Here is a 19,061-nt window from a genome sequence, read left to right on the forward strand (position 1 = left end):
GGCGCTCCCCCGCCGGGTCTTTAGGAATCCAGCAGGCCCAGCCGGCGGGCCACCGCGGCCGCCTCGACCCGGTTGCTCACCTCCAGTTTCGCGATGATCCGGGAGACGTGCACGCTCGCCGTCTTCGGCGAGATGAACAGCTCCCGGGCGATCCCGCTGTTGCTCTGCCCCTCCGCCACCAGCCGCAGCACCTCCCGCTCCCGGGCGGTAAGCACCTCGGACCCGCCCGCCCGCTGCCCCGGCACCACCACCGCCGGTCCGGACCGCACGCCGGGCCGCAGCCCGAGCCGCCGGCCCAGCGTGTCGGCGGCCGCGACAAGCGGACCGGCGCCCAGCCCGGCGGCGATCTCGACGGCCTCGGCCAGCGCCTCGGACGCGGCCTGCCGGTCGGCGGCCACCGCCTCGGCACCGGCCAGCAGCGCCCCGGCCAGCTGATGGAGCTGACCGTCCGCCCGCCAGGCCCGGGCCGCCGCCCGCCAGAGGTCACCGTCGCCAGCGGAGCGGCGCGCCGTCACCTCGGCGGCGCAGGCCCGCTCCGCCGGGTAGCGGGCCGGCAACGCGTCCGCCACCTCCCGGATCGCCTCGTGCAGGTCGTCGTCGGCGACGCCGGCCGCCGCCACGAGAAGCGGCCAGCCGTATCGGGGGCGCTCCACGACACCCGGGTCCCGCACCGCGCCCCGGGCCACGGCCCGGGCACCGGCCATGTCACCTGCCGCGTGGGCCGCCACGATCCGCAGCTCCAGCAGGCTCACCCGATGCTCGGCGGTGAGGAACGGCCGCGCCAGGAACCCGGTGGCCCGGGTGACCAGGGCCACCGCACCGTCGTGACCGCGAGCCAGCCGGATCCGGGCACGCAACCGCAGCCACGCCACGGCCAGGACGCCGGGCGGGTCCTGCCGGGCCGCCTCGGCGAGCCGGGCGTCCGCCTCGTCCCACCGGCCCAGGGCCATCAGCGCCTCGGCGTAGTTCGCCATCAGGTAGACCCCGGTGGTCCGGCTCACCCCGACCCGGTCGGCGTGCGGGATCCCCTCGGCGGCAGCCGCCGCCGACTCCTCGTATCTGCCCAGCTCGAACAGGGCGTCCGAGATGTTGACCAGGCCCTGGGAGAGGTTCGGCACGTCGCCGGAGGACCGGGCCCGATCGACCGCCCGCAGCATGTCCGGCATCGCCTCCTCGACGAGGATCCGCCCGCCGCAGACCTGGCCGAGGGTGATCTCGGCGGCCACCTGCGACGCCTCGTCACCGAACTCGGCGGCGGCCGACCGCACCTCCTGCCCGATCCGGGCCGCCTCGGCACCGTCGATGCCGGCGATCTGGTAGGCCACGTCGCCGAGCAGTTTCAGCCACGGCAGGCCGCGCGGCGCCAGCCGGAGCAACCGGTAGGCCTCGCGGGTCTCCCGCTCGCCGTCCGTCTTGCCCGCGTTGCGCAGCAGTTTCGCCCGCCGGATCAGCAGCCGCGCCGCCCGCAACGGCTCGGCCTCGGCGTCGAGGTCGCCGAGCGCCGCCCGGGTCAGGCTCAGCGCCCGCATGTGGTCACCGGACTGGATCGCGACGAGCGCCGCCTCCTCCAGCAGGTCCAGCTGGGTGGTGCCGAGCAGGGTGGCCGCGTCGGGCACCTGCTCCCACAGCTCGAGCACCCGGTCGAGCAGCCGGGCCTGCTCGGCATGGGCGAACCGGCTGCTCGCCGACTCGGCCGCGCGGCGAGCCGCGACGAGCGCCCGCGGATGGTCGTGGGCCGCGTGCCAGTGGTGGGCGATCTCGGCCGGCGCCCGCTCCATCGAGATCAGCTGCGGCTCGGCCTCCAGCGCCTCCGCGTATCGCGCGTGCAGCCGGGCGTGCTCCCCGGGCAGCAGGTCGTCGTGCACCGCCTCGCGGACCAGCGCGTGCCGGAACTCGTAACCCTCGTCGGGGTCGAGCACGATCAGCCGGGCCGCGATCGCGGCGCGCAGCGCGGACTCCAGCGCCGTCTCGTCCATCCCGGCGACCCGGGCCAGCAGCTCGTGGCCGAACCGGGTGCCACCGACCGCCGCCACCCGCAGCACCCGCTGCGACGGCTCGGGCAGCTGGTCGACCCGGGAGAGCAGCAGGTCGCGCAGGGTCTCCGGGATGTCACCGCACCCGGGGTCGCCGGACGCGGCGAACTGCTCGATGAAGAACGGGATGCCCTGCGCCCGCTCGCAGACCGTGTCGACGGTCGGCGGGTCGGGCTCGGTGCCGAGCAGGTGACCGAGCAGCTCGGCGGTGCCGTCGCGGTCCAGCCGGTCGAGCTCGAACCGTTGCACGCCGCGGACCCGGTCGAGCTCGGCGAGGAACGGCCGCAGCGGATGGCCGCGGTGCAGCTCGTCGGTGCGGTACGTCGCGACGAGCAGCAACCGGCGCACCCGCACCGACCGCAGCAGGAAAGCGATCAGGTCACGGGTGGACCGGTCGGCCCAGTGCAGGTCCTCGATCATGAGCAGCACCGGACGCTCCTCGGCGAGCCGGCCGAAGAGGGAGCCGACCAGCTCGAACAGGTGGCCCCGGCGAGACTCGCCGTGCTCCTGTGCCGGGCCCAGCTCGGGCAGCAGCCGGGCGAACTCGGCCTCCCGCCCGTCGAAGACGGCCCGCCCCTCCCGCCGGACCAGCTCCCGCAGCGCGGCCGCGAACGGCGCGAACGGCAGGCCCTCCTCACCCAGCTCCAGGCAGTGCCCGACCAGGATGCGGACCGGCTCGTCGCCGAGCGACCGGCAGAACTCCTCGATCAGCCGGGTCTTGCCGACCCCGGCCTCGCCGCCGACCAGCACGGCCGACGGCTCGTCGCCACGAACCCGTTTCAGTGCCTCGTGCAGCGTGGCCAGGTCGGCCTCGCGGCCGACCAGGACCGTGCTGTGGGCACCTACTGCCATGGGGTCGAGCATGCCATGCGGGTACGACAGGCCGGCCGTACCGATCACGGCGCCGACCGCCGCTTCAGGCGCGGCCATCGAGGGGACCGGCCGGGCCGGACGGAGCGGGCCAGCCGGTACGCCTCGGCTTCGCGTACCAGCTCCTGCGACTGGCGGCGGATCAGATCGAGCTGGATCTCGGGGTTGGTGAACGGGATCATCACGCTGCTCCTCGCGGTCGGTGTCTCGCCTGGTGTCTCGCTTGCAACACCGACTCTTCGCGTGAAGGCAGCCACCGGGCATGGGGACGGAGCCGCATTCCGTGGCACCCGCCGTCCTTACTCCGGCCGTCCGGCGCCTTACTTCGCGCCACCGAGGTGCCCGGGCCGCCGTAAGGTACCTGAGCCCCACTACACTTTGCGGCTATGGCAAAGCCCCAGGAGAAGGTGTCGTTTCGCGAGCGCCTGAAGCAGATCGGCCAGGTGTTCTCGTTCACGGCGAAGCAGGACAAGTGGTTCGTCCCGCTGGTCATCGCGGCGGTTGCGATCCCGCTGGCGCTCACCGTGCTCGTCGTGCTGCTCACCGGGAGCTGGGTCTGGGTCCCGGTCGGCATCCTTCTCACGATGCTGGCCGTGCTGATCGTGCTCAACCTGCGGTCCAACACCGCGATGATGAACGTGGCGGAGGGCCAGCCCGGCGCCGCAGCGTCGCTCATGGAGAACATGCGCGGCGACTGGCGGGTGCGCCCGGCGGCGAGCTCCACCACCCAGTTCGACATGGTCCACGTGGTGATCGGCCGCCCCGGCGTCATCCTGCTCGCCGAGGGTGACCCGCAGCGCGTCAAGGCCCTGCTGGGCCAGGAGCGCCGCCGCCTCGTCAAGGTCATCGGCAACGCGCCGCTCTACGACTACGTGATCGGCTCCGACGAGGGCCAGCTGCCGGTCCGCAAGCTGCGGTCGACCATGCTGAAGCTGCCGCGCAACCTCACCGGCAAGGACGTCAACGCCCTCGACAAGCGCCTCGGCGCCCTGATGGCCCGTCCGCAGATGCCGAAGGGCGCGATCCCGAAGAACATGCGGCCCAGCAAGGGCGCGTTCCGCCAGCAGCGGCCCCGCTGACCCGCACGGGTTGCGCGTGCCCGCGGCAGGCTCAACCCGGAACCCGCGGCACGCGCGACCCGGAAGAGGACATCGACAGGCGCCTCCATGATCGGCCCGGGAAGATAGCCTCGGCGTACGCCTTCCCGAAGGAGTCGCGCCCGTGGTCAGCACCCTGGCGGTCCCCGGCACCTACCCCACCCTGCGCGACGCTCTCGAGGTCGCACCGGACGGCGCGGTCATCACGCTGGCGCCGGGCACCTACCGGGAACGGCTGGACCTGACCGGCCGCACCCTGACGATCCGGGGCAGCGGGGCGGACGACGACGGGGCGTCGATAACGGCGTCCGGCCTGGACGGCCCCGCCCTGTCCAGCACGAACGGCGACGTTACGGTCGAGGACGTGACGATCGTCGCCGGCGACTACCCGGCCGTGACGGTCACCGGCGGCCGCCTCACGCTGCGGCGGTGCGAGCTGACCGCGGGCTACGGCGCCGGGGTGCAGGCGACCGGTGGCGCCACGGTCGAGGCGTCCGGGACGAGGGTGGTGCGTGCCCAGCACGGTTTCGTCTTCTCCGACGCCGGTGGCACCGTGGATTCGTGCGAGGTGCGTGGCGTCTCGGACGACGGGGTGATCGTGCGGCTGGGCGCCGACCCGGTGCTGCGGGGGACGACGGTGGCGGACTGCGGTTACCGGGGGATCTACGTCTACCAGGCGGGACGGCCGGTGATCGAGCGCTGCGAGGTCTCCGGAACGGGCGGCGCGGGCATCGTGGCGGCGCACGGCAGCGCACCCCGGATCGTGGAGACCTGGGTGCATCAGACGGCGGGGTCGGGCATCGTGGTCGGCCCCGGCTGCACGGCCGTGGTCGAGCAGTGCCGGGTCGAGCACACCGCCGAGCCGGCCGTGGACGTCGACCCGTCGGCCACCGCCGCCGTGACGTTGAGCGAGAACGCCGGGCTGCCCCGGTCGACGGGCGCCGGTCAGGACGCCGCCGAGGTGGACCGGCTGCTCACCGAGCTGGATTCGATGATCGGGCTGGCCGGCGTCAAGGGCGAGGTCCGCGCGCTGATCGACGAGATCCAGGTGAACGAGTGGCGGCGCGGCGCGGGCCTGTCGGTCGGGGCGGTCAGCCACCATCTGATCTTCACGGGCGCTCCCGGCACGGGTAAGACGACCGTCGCCCGCATCTACGGCCAGTTGCTGAAGGCGCTGGGTGTGCTGCCGCACGGGCAGTTCCGGGAGGTGTCCCGGCGCGACCTGGTGGGGCAGTACATCGGGCACACCGCCGAGAAGGCCACCTCGGTGTTCGAGGCCGCGATGGGCGGCGTGCTCTTCATCGACGAGGCGTACACGCTGGCCCGGGCCGGTGGTGCGGCAGCCGATTTCGGCCAGGAGGCGATCGACACCCTGGTGAAGCTGATGGAGGACCACCGGGACCAGGTGGCGGTGATCGTCGCCGGGTACACCCGGGAGATGGCCGACTTCCTGGACGCGAACTCGGGTCTGGCGTCCCGGTTCGCGAAGACGCTGGAGTTCGAGAACTACGGCCCGGACGAGCTGGTGCGGATCGCCGACCGGATCGCCCGCAACGACGACTACGTGTTCGCCGCGGGTGTGCCGACCGCGTTGCACGAGCACTTCTCGGCGGTGGAGCGGGACCGCAACTTCGGCAACGCCCGGGAAGCCCGCAAACTGCTCGAAGGCATGCGCAAGGCCCAGTCGGGGCGGCTGCGGGCGATGGGCCGGATGCCGAGCCGCGACGACCTGCGGACGCTGATGCTCGACGACCTGCGCGCCGCGACCCGGTGACGATCATGACTACGCCGCTAGGATGGTTCCACTACGGACGGTAGGGGGCGGATGTGGCACTTCAAGGGCGGCAGCGCACCGGGCCGCAGCAGCGCCGGCCGCCTCCGGGCCCGGGTCCGGCTTCGGGTCCGCCTCCGGGTCCGGGACCGACGGTTCGGCCGGTGCCCCGCCGCGGCCACCTGGGCCCGTTCGGCCTCGCCCGTATCCTGACCATCGAGGGCGCGCTACTTCTGATCATCGGCGCCGCCACCCAGGGCCTCGTGCCCGCTCTGATCACCACGGTGGCCGCCGCCTCGGTGCTGGCCGTGGTCCTGGCCCGCAAGCAGGGCCGCTGGTGGCTGGAGCACCGCTCGCTGACGAGCGACCACCGCCGGCGCCGGGCGGCCCGCCGCGAGGTGGAGCAGGGCCCGGTCCTGGCCGCGCTGCGCACGATCGCGCCCGGCCTGACCGTCCACGACCGCGACGACCGCACCGGTGTGGCCCGCGACGAGTCCGGCTGGTTCGGTGTGGTGGCCCTCGACCCGCCCGCGCCTGTCCCGCTGGAGACGCTCACCGCCCAGCTGGCCGCGACCGAGCAGCCCGGCATCACCCTCGAACTCGTCACGCACACGGTCCCCGCCCCGAGCCCGGACCTGCCCGCCGCGTCGCCGGCCGGCGCCTCCTACCGTCAGCTCGCCGCGACGATCAGCCCGGCCCCGGTTCCCGCACATCGCGAGGCGACCGTGAGTGTCCGGGTCGACGCCCGGGCGCTGGCCGAATCCGTTCAGGACCACACCACCGACCCGGAGTCCGCCGCCACGCTCACGGCCGCGCTCACCCGCAAGGTCGCGACAAATCTGCGCCGGCTCGGCGTCACCGGCCGCGTCCTCGACTCCGCGGAGCTGCTGGCCCTGCTGGCCCGCTCCTGCGACGTCGAAGCCGGGCCCGAAGCGGTGGACGAGGAGTGGACCCACTGGCGCTCGAACCATCTGGTGCACCGGACCTACTGGCTTGAGACCTGGCCGAATTCGATCACCGAGATCGGCCCGCTGTTCGCCTGGGCCGCGACCGCTCCCGCCGCCCGGACCACCGTCGCGCTGATCGTCGGCGCGAGCACCGGCGACGACCCGGCGATCCGCGCCTTCGTCCGCCTCGCCACCCGCCCCGGCGCCGGCTGGGAAACCCTCGACCGGGTGCTGCAGGAGGGGGTGCGCCGGGCCGACGGCGAGCTGCGCCCGCTCGACGGCGAGCACGGACCCGCGACCTACGCGACGGCACCGACGGGAGGCGGGGCGGGATGACGGACGACCCCTACGGTACGAGCAATCGCGCACCAGTGGCTCGTCAGAGGGATTCCGGCGACCCGCCCCCAACGGCATCGCAGAACACCGCCTCCACCGGCGAGAACCCCGCGCACCAGCCCGCCCGGTCACCGCACCCACCGGCCCGCGGCTCCGTCCCGCCCCCGGCCACCGCACCCCGGACCACCACGCCGCCGCCGGGCCCGTACCCGCCGGCTCAGGCCGCCCCCACCGGTCCAGCGCCCGCACCCGCACCGCATACCGCCGGCCCGTTCGCCACCGCGCAACCACACCTCGCCGACCCGTTCGCCACCGCGCAGGCGCTCTCCACCGGCCAGGCCGGGTCCACGGCCGCCACCGCTCCCCCGGTCACCGGCACGCCGCTGGCCCGCCCACCCGGCCCGCACCATCCCGGCCGCCCACCCGGGGACCCGCCCTCACCGTCCGCACCGGACCGCACCGGACCGTCGGGCCGGACCTCCCGGCTGCGCATCGGCTGGCACACGGTGCCTCGGGCCGCCCTGCGTGGTGTCGCGCTCGTCCCGCCGACCGGCGCCGGTCTGCTGCTGGGCCGTGATCAGCAGCAGGTACCCGTACCCCTGCGGATCTTCTCGCCCGGCTCGCACCGCATCGTGCTCGTCGGTGGTGTCCGGGCCGCCCAGCTGTTGATCTTCCGGGCTTTCTCGATCGGTGCGCGGGCCCTGGTGGTGACCACCGAGCAGCGCGCCTGGGCGGGGTTCGGCGAACGCGCCACCGGGCAGCACAACCGGCTCACCGTGCTCGGTGGCGAACCGACAAGCCTCCCGCCGGGCACCGCGCAGACCCCGTCCCTGATCGTCCACGACCTCGGCGTGACCGGCCCGGCCACCGCCCCACCGCTCGGCCCGTGGTCCACCCAGCTCACCGTGCTGCGGCAGCTGGACCGCCCGGGCGTCGCGGCGCTCCAGGAGGCGGAGCTGACCCTGCTGCAACGGCTCGGCGGCGACGAGGCGACCCTGGCCGCCGCGACCCTGCGGCTGGACCAGCAGAACGGTCAGCTGCTCCCCTTCATGACCGACGACATGATGGCCCTGATCGGCGACGGCCCGGCCCGTTTCGTCTTCCTGAACCAGACCGGCATCGAGCTGCAGTACGTCGGCCCGCCCATGCGCTGACCCGCACCGGACGGGGTGCTCGGGAACGGCTCAGCGCAGTGGTGGGGTCCAGGCCAGCTGGACCAGCCGGGCGCCGTGCTTGCGGGTCACCATCCAGGCCCGCCCCGGCGGCAGGACCTGCGGTTTCAGCTGGCCGAAGAGCGGGCCTTCCTCGCGCGGGCCGGACATCATGATGCCCGGTGAGGCCAGCTCGCGGATCCGGCCCGGTATCGGTTCGAACAGCGACCGGCTCGCGCCACCGATCCGCCGGGTGATCACCACGTGCAGGCCGATGTCGCGGGCCTGCGGGAGGAACTCGACGAGCGGTTGCAGCGGCGCCTGCCCGACCAGGTCGTAGTCGTCGATCAGCACGTACAGCCGGGGGCCTTTCCACCAGCTGCGGTCGGCGAGCATTTCCGGCGTCACGTCGGGGCCGGGCAGCCGTTCCCGCATGGCGACCGCCACCTGGTTTATCAATTCGGTGGTGACCTGCGCGGACGTCCCGTACCCCAGGGTGTGTTCGGGTCCGACGCAGCCGAGCAGGCTGCGCCGCAGGTCGACCAGGAGGATCCGGGCCTGCGCCGGGGTGTGGCTCGCCGCGATCGACCGGGCGAGGCTGCGCAGGAACGAGCTCTTGCCGGACTCCACGTCGCCGAAGAGCATCGCGTGGGGTTCGGCGTCGAAGTCGAGCCAGACCGGCTGCAGGTCGGTCTCGGCGATGCCGATCGGGAGACGTTCGCCCTCGGCGGGCGGCAGCATGTCGTACGGCAGTTCTGCCGGCAGCAGCCGCACCCGGGGCGCGGGGGCGCCGGTCCACTGCTCGGTGGCGTGTTTGACCAGTTCGGCCACGGCGTCGCCGAGGTCGTCGACGCGCTGTTCCCGGTCGATCCGGGGCAGCGCCGCGAGGAAGTGGTAGCCGTCCGGGGTGAGGCCGCGGCCCGGCGTGGAGTCGGGCACGTTGACCGCCTCCCGCCGGTTGATCACCGAGTCGCTGGGTTCGCCGAGCCGCAGCTCGAGGCGGGTGCCGAAGACGTCGCGGATCTGCGGGCGGATGTCCATCCAGCGGTTCGTGGCCGCCAGCACGTGGATGCCGAACCCGAGGCCGCGGTTGGCGAGTTCGTGCACGGTGGATTCCAGGTCCTCGAACTCGGCCCGCAGCGTGGCCCAGCCGTCGACCACCAGGAAGACGTCACCGAACGGGTCCTCGGCGAACCGGCCCTGCGCCTTGGCCCGCCGGTACGCCGCCGCCCCCTCGATGTTCTGCCGGGCGAACAGGTCCTCCCGGGCCCGCATCAGGCCGTGCAGTTCGGCGATGGTCCGCCGCACCCGGTCCACGTCGCGGCGCGTCGCCACACCGCCGACGTGCGGCAGGTCGGCGAGCGCGCCGAGCGGGCCACCACCGAAGTCGAGGCCGTAGAACTGCACCTCCCGCGGCGTGTGGGTGAGCGCGAGCGAGGCGATCAGGGTGCGCAGCAGGTTTGACTTGCCGGACTGGGCGGCGCCGACCACGACGACGTTGCCGCCGGCGCCGGCCAGGTCCAGCCAGAGCGGGTCGCGGCGTTGCTCGTACGGTTTGTCGACCATCCCGCCGAGCGCGTGCATCGCGCCGAACCGGTCCGCCGCGTCCACGGTGAGCCCGCGTTCCGGCAGCGTGACCACCGGCGGCAGCATCTGGCCCAGGGTGGGTGCGGTGTCCAGCGGCGGCAGCCACACCTCGTACGCCGGGGTGCCCTGGTCCTCCATCTGCCGCACCAGCACCTCGAGCAGGGTGTCCCCGACGATCCTGTCGTCGCCCGGATCCTCCGTCGTCGTCGCGGGCTTCTCCGCGCGCTGCGGGACGGCGTAGAAGGTGGAGAAGTCCCGGACCGGGTTACCGGCACGCAGCCCGCCGGCCACCGGGGCGCCGTCGCGCCGGACCGGACCGGAGACGTAGGCCGCCTTCAGCCGGATCAGCCCTTCGGTGCCGGTGCGCAGGTAGCCGTGGCCGGGCGAGCGGGGCAGCTCGTACGCGTCCGGCGCACCCAGCACCGCCCGGCTCTCCATCGACGAGAACGTGCGCAGGCCGATCCGGTACGAGAGGTGCGACTCCAGCCCGCGCAGCCGGCCCTCGTCCAGTTTCTGCGAGGCGAGCAGCAGGTGGATGCCGAGCGAGCGTCCCACGCGTCCGATCTGGACGAACATGTCGATGAAGTCGGGCCGGGCGCTGAGCAGCTCGGAGAACTCGTCGACGATGAACAGCAGACTCGGCAGCGGCGCCAGCGGCACCCCCGCCGACCGGGCCCGCTCGTAGTCCCGCTGGGACGCGTAGTTCCCGGCCTTGCGCAGCAGCTCCTGCCGCCGGTTCAGCTCGCCGGCGATCGCGCCGAGCATCCGGTCGACGAGGGGCAGCTCGTCCTCCAGGTTCGTGATCATCGCGGCGGTGTGCGGCAGCCGGTCCAGGGAGGCGAACGTGGCCCCACCCTTGAAGTCGACGAGCACGAAGTTGAGGATCTCCGGGTCGTGCGTGAGCCCGAGCGCCAGCACCAGCGTGCGCAGCAGTTCCGACTTGCCTGAGCCGGTCGCGCCGACCAGCAGGCCGTGCGGCCCCATCCCGTCCTGCGCCGACTCCTTGAGATCCAGCTCGATCGGCCGCCCGTCCAGGCCGACCCCGATCGGCACCCGCAGCCGGTCCCGGTTCGGGCGGCTGGCCCAGAGCTCGGTCAGGGCGATCGTGTACGGGTCACCGACGTCGAGCAGCTCGGCCAGCCCCATGTCCTGGGACACGGCCGGCTGATCGGCGAAGGAGGCCGCGGAGAGCCGTAGCGGTGACAGTTCGCGGGCCAGCACCTCGGCCTGTGCCACTTCCAGCGCGTCGGCGCGGCCCACGTCGGTGGGACCGTCCATCGTGGTGCCGGTGACCGAGCCGTCGGCCGCGATGTCGAGCACCACCGAGCTGTCGTCGAGCAGCCGGGGCGGCGGCACCGACAGGTCGATGAGCGTGACCCCGGCGACGCCGCCCTCGGTCATCAGGTGGTCCGACCCGGCCGTCGACCCGCCGTCGATGATCACCACCACGTGCGGGCCGCCGCCCGGTGCGCCGGACGGGTCGAAGCGCGGCCGGTTCACCAGCACGTCGTCCAGCATCGCCTCCAGCGCCGGCACACTCGGCGCGACAAGCCGGACCGGGCCGACCGCGTCCGTCTTGCCGGGGTGCTGCGCGTGCGGCAGCCATTTGATCCACTCCCAGCCGGCCCGCCGGTCGTCCGGGACGCAGACGCCGAGCCGCAGGTCGTCGGGGGCGTGGAAGACCACCGTCTGGGCGATCAGCGCGCGGGCCAGGTCGTGCGCCGGCCCGTCGGCGCCGCGCACGTAGATGTGCGAGAAGTCGCGCAGGGCCACCGAGACCGGCAGGTCGGGAACGATCGAGTAGGTGCTGACGAACCGCCGCAACGCCATCGCGCAGAGCGGTTCCAGCTCGTCCACCGGCCGGGTCTGCGGCGGCACCAGCCGGGTCGCGACCTCCTGCGGGCCGACCGCGATGCGTACCACGGTGAAGTCGGCGTCGCCGCGCCGGCGCTCCCAGAGCCGGCCGCTGTCCGGAAAGGACCAGAGGGTGCCCGGGTCCGGGTTGCGGTAGTAGAGCGCCTCCCGCTGCTGCCGGATGGTGGCGCGCAGCTGGGCCCGCAGCTGGGAGAGGTGGCGCAGGTACTGACGGCGGGCCTCGATCATCTCGCGTTTGCCCGGGCCGGTGGTGTTCATCGCCATCATGCCGATCATGCCGAGGATCGAGACCCCGTACATCGCGCCGGCCACGTAGGTGATCGGGCCACCGCGCTGGGCGCCCATCATCATCGCCATCGCACCGGCGCCCGCGGCCATCGGCAGGATCATCAGCATCCGGGTCCAGCCCTTGCCGGTGGGCGGTGGCACCTCGGGCGGCGGGTCGAGGAGCACCTCGCCGGTGGGCATGACGGGCGCGGGCCGGCGCGGCGGGCGCTTGATGATCGTGACGGTCACACTGGGCTCCCCGGTGGTGACGGATCGCATCAATGCTATCCGTCCACGCCGGATCTTTTCGCCACCCATTCGTGGCGGTGGATCCTGCTACGTTGTCCGGGTGGGCCCGTCGCAGGAGGTGACCTTGTGACCGCACCGAGTAGTCCCAGTCTGGCCCGGGTGACCGTCGCCGCGCCGACCCGCCGGATGGACCTCGCCCTGCCGGACAACATGCTCGTCGCCGAACTGCTCCCGCACCTGCTGCGGCACGCCGGAGGCGACCTGGGCGAGCCGGCCGAGCGCCACGGCGGCTGGGTGCTGCGCCGGGCCACCGGCACGATCCTGGAACCGGGCCGCAACCTGGCCGCCCAGGGTGTGCGCGACGGCGAACTGCTGCATCTCGACCCGGCCCGGGAGGACTGGCCCGAGCTGGCGTACGACGACGTCGTCGAAGTCATCGCCGCCGGCGCCCGCCGCGCCGGGCGCACCTGGAGCGACCGGGCCACCCGCCGCTGCGGCCTCGCGGTCACCGCGGGCGCGCTGCTGCTGGGCCTGGGTGGCCTCGCCGCCGACGGTCCGCCGTGGACGGTCACGGCCGTCGCCGCGCTGGTCACCGCCGTGGTCCTGACCGCGCTCGGCATCCTGCTGTCCCGGGCGTTCGGCGACGCGAACGCCGGCGCGATCGTCGCCGCCACCGCCCTGCCCTACGCGTTCCTGGGTGGCGCCTGGCTGCTCTCCGCACCCGAGATCGGCGCGCCCGGCCTGCTGCTCGGCTCGTCCGTCATGCTGGTGCTCAGCGCGCTCGGCCACGTCGGGGTGGCCGGCCTGACCAGGCTCTTCGTGGCCGGCATCGCGGCCGCGCTGATCGGGCTGCTGGCGGCGCTGCTGGCCCTGGCCGGCATCTCCGCCGAGGGTGCCGCCGCGGTGGCGCTGACCGCGGCGATCGGGCTGCTCCCGGCCTACCCGGTGCTGGCCGGCCGGCTCGGCCGGCTGCCGTTCCCGCAGCTGCCGAACCGGGCCGAGGAGATCCTCGAGGACAAGCCGGCACCCCGCCGGGAGGACGTCTTCACGGCCGTGGCCCGGTCCGGCGAGGCGCTCACCGGCCTGCTGATCTCCGCCGCCCTCTGCAGCTTCGTCGCGATGAGCTTCCTGGCACTGTCCGGTCCTGGCGTCTCCGCCGTCCTGCTCATGGTGGCCGCCGTCGCCGCCCTGCTGCTGCGCGCCCGCCTGCTGCCCACCCCGCAGCAGCGCATCCCGCTGCTGGTGGCCGGCTTCGCCGGGCTGGCCGGCCTGGGCGCCGGTCCGGTGCTCACCGGGGCCGTGCCGGGCCTGGCACTGCTCGCCGGTGCCCTGCTGACCGCGGCGATCGCGCTGCCCGCGGCGCTGCGGTTCAGTCGCCGGCCGCCGTCGCCCTACCTGGGCCGGGCCGCCGACATCCTGGACATCGTGGCGATCATGGCGTTGATCCCGCTGGCCTGCGGGGTGATCGGCGTCTTCGACGAGGTCCGCGGCCTGCTCGCCGGGATCGGCGGCTGAGACCGTGACGTCCCGCCGCGACCAGCTCCAGTCCTACCAGTTCATGAACCAGCGGGTGATCTCCGCGTTCGTGGTGCGCGAGACCGACCCGGCGCAGTCCCCGCTGCGCCGCGGCATCGGTGCGCTCTTCGCCGGACTGATGGTCGCGGTCCTGGTCGCCGCCGGCTTCGGGATCTACGGCGTGTTCACCCGCACCGGCCCGGACCGCTGGCAGACCGACGGTTCCGTGGTGGTCGAGCGGGAGACCGGCGCCAGCTTCGTCTACCTGCGCGACAAACTGCATCCGGCGCTCAACCTCACCTCGGCGAAACTCGCCGCCGGCCGGCCCGCCCCACAGGTGTTCCGGATCGCCGCGAAATCGCTCACCGGCGTGCCCCGCGGCGTGACGATCGGGATCGCCGGCGCCCCGAGTTCGCTGCCCGAGGCGAAACAGCAGGTCCGTCTGCCGTGGACGATGTGCGCGATCCCCGGCGACCAACCGTCGGCGGTGCTGGTGGTGGGCGGCACCGGCCCGCCGGGCGCCGCGCTCGGTGACCGGGCGCTGCTCGTCGCCGGCGACGGGGGCGGCGGCGCCAACCTGGTCTGGCAGGGCCGCAAACACCTGATCCGCAACGCCCGGACCACGGTGGCCGCGCTGTTCGGCGCGGTGCAGCCGACCCGGGTCGGCGTCGCCTGGCTGAACGCGCTGCCCGCCGGCGCCGACATCGCACCCGTCGACGTCGACGACCGCGGCCAGGAATCGGACGCCGCGGCCGCCTTCGACAACGGTGACGTGCTCGTCGTCGAGACCGGCAGCGGCCGGCAGTTCTACCTGGTCCTCGCGGACCGGCTGGCCCCGATCACCCCGCTGCAGCAGGCGGTGCTGGCAGCCGCGTTCCCCGGCGAGCCGCGGCAGATCCCGGTGAGCGACCTCGACCCCGACGCCGTCCAGGACCTCGACCCGGGCGCGGACCCGGCCGTGCAGGGCCCGAAAGAGGTTCCGGCGCTGGCCACCGTCGCGGCGGGCGAGACCGGGTGCGCGATCACCCGCGACGCGGCGGCGCCACCGGACGTGACGGTGGGCGGTCCCGCCGCCGATCTCGCCGCGGCCGTGCCGACGGGCGGCGCGACCGGGGGCGGCGGACGGGCGCTCGCCGACGCGGTCCAGGTGCCGGGCGGGCGGTTCGCGCTGGTCCGGGTCGCGGGCGGGCTCCAGCTGATCACCGACGCGGGGGTACGCCACCCGCTGTCCGACCCGGATGTCGCGGCACTTCTGGGTTACCCGCCGGAGACGGCGATCGACGTGCCGGCCGCCCTGGTGAACGCGGTCCCGGCCGGTGTGACACTGGATCCGGCGGAGGCCGTGAAGCCGGTCCCTCCGACAGCGGAGTAAGGGTCGCGTCGTGCTCCGGTGCTATCCGGTTCGGTCTTCCAGCAGCATCACCGGTGGGCCGGGTTCCAGCGGCTCCTCGCGTACCGGCAGCGCCGGCGCCAGCCCCGGCCGCCACTGCTGACGGCGACTGCGCCGGATCGCGGCCGTGACCAGCCCCACCGTGATCACCAGCATCCCGGCCACCCCGACACCGGCCAGCGCGACCGCCCGCCGCCGGCTCTCCGCGGCCGTGTCCGGCAACGGCGCCACCTCCACCCCGGGCACCGGCCGGCGCTCCGGCGCGGCCAACTGGCCGGTGATCGCCGCGTACGGGTCGACAACTCCCGCACCGAACGCCGGTCCCGCGGGCGCCGGCACCGCCGTACCGGTCAGCAGGCGCACCGACTCCCGTACACCCAGATCCGGCCGCCGGTCGTGCAGCAAGGCCGCAGCCGCGCCGGCGAACCCGGCCGCCACCGCCGTACCGGTCACCTCGACCGCACCCCGCCCGGTCTGCAGCACCGGCACCGCCACCCCCGGCGCCACCAGGTCGACGAAGTCGCCGCGCTGCGAGTCCGGCCAGATCCGGCCGGTCCGGTCGATCGCCCCGACACCGAGCACGTCCCGGTACGCCGCCGGGTACGGCGTCGGATTCCCCTCGTCGGCCGCACCCAGGTCCCCGGCGGCCGCCACCACGACCACCCCCTCGTCGATCGCGGCGGCGACCGCCTGCTCCAGGTCCGGGTCGTCGCGGTAGACCGGCGTGGCCACCACGATCACGTCGGCGCCGTCCGCCACCGCCTGGCCGATCCCGGCGGCCATCGCGTCCGGGTCCGGCTCGGAACCGGCCGGATCGTCGAGCTGCACCCGGACCGGCAGGATCCGCGCGCCCGGCGCCAGCCCGGCCACGTCGGCGTCGCCCTCGTCGGTGCGCCCGGCGACAACCCCGGCCACCTGCGTGCCCGTACCGGTGCAGTCCGCGTCCGCCGCACCACCGTCCACCGTGTCCACACCGCCCAGAACCCGGTTCCGCAGTTGCGGCTGCCCGGCGTCCACCCCGGTGGAGAGGATCGCCACCCGGGCGCCGGTGCCGTCCGCGACGGTACCCAGTTCACCGGCCCGGAGCAGCGCCCGCGGCCAGGAGGCCGGCACTTCCGCCTCGCCGGGTTCGGCGCAGTTCACGCCGGGGATCGCGGCGGCGGGCGCGGGCGCGAGCAGGACCGTGACGGCCAGGCCGGCGGCGGCGGCGGCGGCGGCGAGGTTCCGGTATCGCATGTTGTCAGCTCCTGATCCTTCCGGGGCCTTCGTGCTTCCGGGCCTTCGTGCTTCCGGGCTCTCGTGCTTCTCCGCCTCCGGGGACGGAAGCGGCCGCCGGTTCGCACCGGCGGCCGGTCATCGGTTCCGTTCGGCCGCGCGTCACATCCCCGCGGCGATCTGCTGATCGACCTGCTGCATGCGCTCGGACGAGGCACCCAGCCGTACGCCGACGTTCGCCAGCGCGCTCTTGATCTCGGTGGCGCCCTGGTTCCACTTCTGCCGCGCCTCGTCGCAGGCGGTGCCGGCCGCGCCGGTCCAGTCGGCGGCGAAGAGCTGGGTGAACGCCGTGTACAGGTCGTTCAGCTGCTGGTCCATCTGGTTCTGGAACGTGTTGATGGACGCCGAGGTCTCAGCGATCTGGCCGAAGTTGTAGGTGATGTTCATGGTCGGTCTCCCCGATCCCGGTCGCGGGCACTCAGCCGCGAAGGATGCTGACGACGGACGTGTCGGCGCCGGCCCCGGCACCGCGGATCGACTGCGCGGCCTCTTCGTCGTTCACGCCGTAGGTGGTGGACGCGGCGGACATCTTGCCGCCCAGCTCGTTGAGGGCGCTCATGATCTTCGACAGGCCGTCGTTGAGCTGGACCGAGACGTCCTGGAGCGCGTTGTTCGCGGTGCCGGCGAAAGCCCCGCCGCTGAGGGCCTGGATCTGGCCCATCAGCCGGTTCATGCCCTGCGAGATGTTCTGACCGGTGTCGTCGCAGCGCTGCGCCATCGCGGTGAGCTGCTCCTGTGTGGCATGGACTTGCCCGATACCTGCCATTGCCCTGGCTCCCCGGTTCTCGAAAGTGGGTTATGCCCTCCCGTACGCCGGCCGGACGGCCACGGTTCGAACCGGTTCCCGGAAGAGTGCGTACTCTCCAGCGTCACCCGCTCACAGCGAGCAACAGTGAGCATGATCAATACGGGGAGGCGACAATGGGTACCGGGAACCCCTATCCGGACCAGACCTCGGCGAACTCGGCGACACCATGGCTGCGCGGCGGCCCGCCGGTGAACGTCGATCTCGACGGGCTCCGCGAGTACGCCCGCCTCCTGGCGAGTCAGCAAGCCGACATAGCCGCACGTTCCGGTCATCTGGCTCCGCTGAGCGAGATGCCCGCCGGCGCCTTCGACGGCGACGTGCTCGGCGAGGCCGACGCGATCCGGGCCGGCCTGATGGCGAACGCCGCCGAGCTCAGCACCTACCTGGGCAAGCTCGCGGAGTCGCTGGGCAACGTCGCGAACGCCGCCCGCACCATCGCCGAGAGCTACCGGACCGGCGACGCCGTCTCCGCGGCCTCCCTGAACGACGTGCTGTTCGCGTTCGGCGACAAGGATGCGCCCCGGCCGGCGGGCCTGCCGGAGAACCTCGGCACCACGTACCTGGAGCAGCAGCTGTCCGGCACGGCCGCGCCCCCGCCGGCGAACAGCGCCACCTGGCAGGAGGGTCCGGTCACGCCGGTCTCCGCGTACCAGAGCCTGCAAACCTCGATCGGCCCGAACGGCGAACGCCGCGAAGTGTCCACAGTGATCGCACCGGGCGGCGTCACCACGGCCACGACAAGGGTTTTCGACCGCAACGGCGAGACGGTCACCTCTTCCGTCACCCGCACGAGCAGCCGCACCGACGGACCGGTCCGGGCCACGACGGTGGAGACCTTCGGCGCGGACGGCGAGCTCACGGCCACGACCGAGACCCGGGAGCGGTACGAGGGTACGACCGTCACCGAACGCACCACCGAAACCGTGGACGCCGAGGGCCGCACCACCGCCCTGACCACGGAGAAAGTGGACCCGGCGACGCTGGGCAGCACGACCAGCACGTACCGCCCCGGTGACGGCGGCCTGCTCGAGGAGACGAACCGGGTGACGACCGGTCCCCGTACTCCCGGCCCCGTTGTGAACGGCTGATCCGGTGGGCGAGTACTGGGGCGCCACCGCCGACCCGAACTACGGGTACAGCCCGTACAGCGGCCAAACCCGTTACGGCACACACCCGCCGTCGCAGATCCCGTTCTCCGCGCCGCCCGGCCCCGCCAACCCCCTCACCGTCGAAGCGGTAGCCACGAAGATCCGCAACCTGCACCCGGAACAGATGGCCGCCCTCGCCGACCAGTGGCAGAATGCCTGGTCCTTCCTGGCCGACGTCCGCAACTTCGTGGTCCAGCAGAGCACCGTCCTGCAGGACGAGCACTGGCAGTCCCCCGCCGCGCGCGACGCGTTCCTGCGCCGAGGCCCCGGCGAAGCGCTGACCTACCTGGACGTCTGGATGGACGCCGCCCAGAACAACGTCACCGCCCTGCGCCACCTGGTGAACGTCTCCCTGGACGCCCGCCGCGACATCGACCAGCTGACCGCCCGCTACGAACAGGAACTGCGCGCCGCCCAGAACGTCACCTTCGGCGAAAACCTGGGCTCCTTCCTGACCAGCGGCGTCAGCTGGAACGCAGCCCGAGCCGAAGAGATCGCCGAGGACCAGCAGGAAATCCGCGAACGCTACCGCCGCGAAGCCCAAACCCTGGCCCAGCGCTACGGCAACCAGTTCTTCGACTACATAGCCGTCATCTCCAACGGCGCCGGCCCACCCATCCAGCCCCTGAACGCCGTACTCAGCCAGCCCACCACCCTCCCCCCGTCCGCCCTGCCCGGCCCGGAATCCATCACCTCCCCCGCAGCCAACCCGACCCTCCCAGCCCTCCCCCCGCCCTCCCTC

The 19,061-nt window shown here is 73.6% G+C and carries 14 protein-coding genes; 8 read left to right on the forward strand and 6 right to left on the reverse strand.

Translation table 11 applies throughout. The annotated features are described in order from the left end of the window. Positions 1-20 precede the first annotated feature (20 nt). Positions 21-2,885 carry a helix-turn-helix transcriptional regulator gene (locus LPA41_RS27895; RefSeq protein ID WP_229073861.1) on the reverse strand — a complete coding sequence of 955 codons (2,865 nt, stop codon included), beginning with the start codon at positions 2,883-2,885 and terminating at the stop codon, positions 21-23. A 44-nt stretch (positions 2,886-2,929) separates the two neighbouring features. Then, positions 2,930-3,085, reverse strand: coding sequence for a hypothetical protein (locus LPA41_RS27900; RefSeq protein WP_229073862.1), 156 nt, complete (start codon positions 3,083-3,085; stop codon positions 2,930-2,932). Between the two features lie 204 nt (positions 3,086-3,289). On the opposite strand from LPA41_RS27900, the gene LPA41_RS27905 reads away from it, so the two are divergent. The 4 genes from LPA41_RS27905 to LPA41_RS27920 all read left to right on the forward strand — a co-directional run bounded on the left by LPA41_RS27905 (position 3,290) and on the right by LPA41_RS27920 (position 8,208). Beyond that, complete coding sequence (locus tag LPA41_RS27905) at positions 3,290-3,982, forward strand: DUF4191 domain-containing protein (RefSeq protein ID WP_229073863.1); 693 nt, start codon at positions 3,290-3,292, stop codon at positions 3,980-3,982. Positions 3,983-4,124: 142 nt separating this feature from the next. After that, the gene (locus LPA41_RS27910; protein ID WP_229073864.1) at positions 4,125-5,774 is read left to right on the forward strand and encodes a right-handed parallel beta-helix repeat-containing protein; all 1,650 of its coding nucleotides are present in this window, start codon (positions 4,125-4,127) and stop codon (positions 5,772-5,774) included. A 161-nt stretch (positions 5,775-5,935) separates the two neighbouring features. Next, a complete protein-coding gene (locus tag LPA41_RS27915) occupies positions 5,936-7,054 on the forward strand; it encodes a type VII secretion protein EccE (RefSeq protein ID WP_229073865.1) in 1,119 nt (372 codons plus the stop codon). 35 nt (positions 7,055-7,089) lie between these two features. After that, positions 7,090-8,208: a hypothetical protein gene (locus LPA41_RS27920; RefSeq protein WP_229073866.1), complete on the forward strand. Its 1,119-nt coding sequence runs from the start codon at positions 7,090-7,092 to the stop codon at positions 8,206-8,208. A gap of 30 nt (positions 8,209-8,238) precedes the next feature. Here the strand turns inward: LPA41_RS27920 and eccCa are convergent, their stop codons facing one another. After that, a complete protein-coding gene (gene eccCa, locus LPA41_RS27925) occupies positions 8,239-12,183 on the reverse strand; it encodes a type VII secretion protein EccCa (RefSeq protein WP_229073867.1) in 3,945 nt (1,314 codons plus the stop codon). A 126-nt stretch (positions 12,184-12,309) separates the two neighbouring features. On the opposite strand from eccCa, the gene eccD reads away from it, so the two are divergent. Both eccD and eccB read left to right on the forward strand, forming a co-directional pair. Continuing rightward, positions 12,310-13,698 (forward strand): type VII secretion integral membrane protein EccD, encoded by a 1,389-nt coding sequence (gene eccD, locus LPA41_RS27930; RefSeq protein ID WP_229073868.1) that lies wholly within the window; start codon positions 12,310-12,312, stop codon positions 13,696-13,698. 4 nt (positions 13,699-13,702) lie between these two features. Then, the gene (eccB, locus tag LPA41_RS27935) at positions 13,703-15,070 is read left to right on the forward strand and encodes a type VII secretion protein EccB (protein ID WP_229073869.1); all 1,368 of its coding nucleotides are present in this window, start codon (positions 13,703-13,705) and stop codon (positions 15,068-15,070) included. A 21-nt stretch (positions 15,071-15,091) separates the two neighbouring features. On the opposite strand, the gene LPA41_RS27940 is transcribed toward eccB, so the two are convergent. From LPA41_RS27940 to LPA41_RS27950, 3 genes are all read right to left on the reverse strand, one after another. Then, complete coding sequence (locus LPA41_RS27940; RefSeq protein ID WP_229073870.1) at positions 15,092-16,324, reverse strand: S8 family serine peptidase; 1,233 nt, start codon at positions 16,322-16,324, stop codon at positions 15,092-15,094. Between the two features lie 141 nt (positions 16,325-16,465). Continuing rightward, positions 16,466-16,750: a WXG100 family type VII secretion target gene (locus tag LPA41_RS27945; protein WP_229073871.1), complete on the reverse strand. Its 285-nt coding sequence runs from the start codon at positions 16,748-16,750 to the stop codon at positions 16,466-16,468. A gap of 31 nt (positions 16,751-16,781) precedes the next feature. Further along, a complete protein-coding gene (locus LPA41_RS27950; RefSeq protein WP_229073872.1) occupies positions 16,782-17,129 on the reverse strand; it encodes a WXG100 family type VII secretion target in 348 nt (115 codons plus the stop codon). 155 nt (positions 17,130-17,284) lie between these two features. On the opposite strand from LPA41_RS27950, the gene LPA41_RS27955 reads away from it, so the two are divergent. After that, complete coding sequence (locus tag LPA41_RS27955; protein ID WP_229073873.1) at positions 17,285-18,259, forward strand: hypothetical protein; 975 nt, start codon at positions 17,285-17,287, stop codon at positions 18,257-18,259. Positions 18,260-18,263: 4 nt separating this feature from the next. Next, positions 18,264-19,061 (forward strand): hypothetical protein (locus LPA41_RS27960; RefSeq protein ID WP_229073874.1); only part of this gene is annotated, 798 nt, incomplete at its 3' end.

It is taken from the genome of Actinoplanes sp. DH11, from assembly GCF_020873875.1.
Classification (GTDB): Bacteria; Actinomycetota; Actinomycetes; order Mycobacteriales; family Micromonosporaceae; genus Actinoplanes.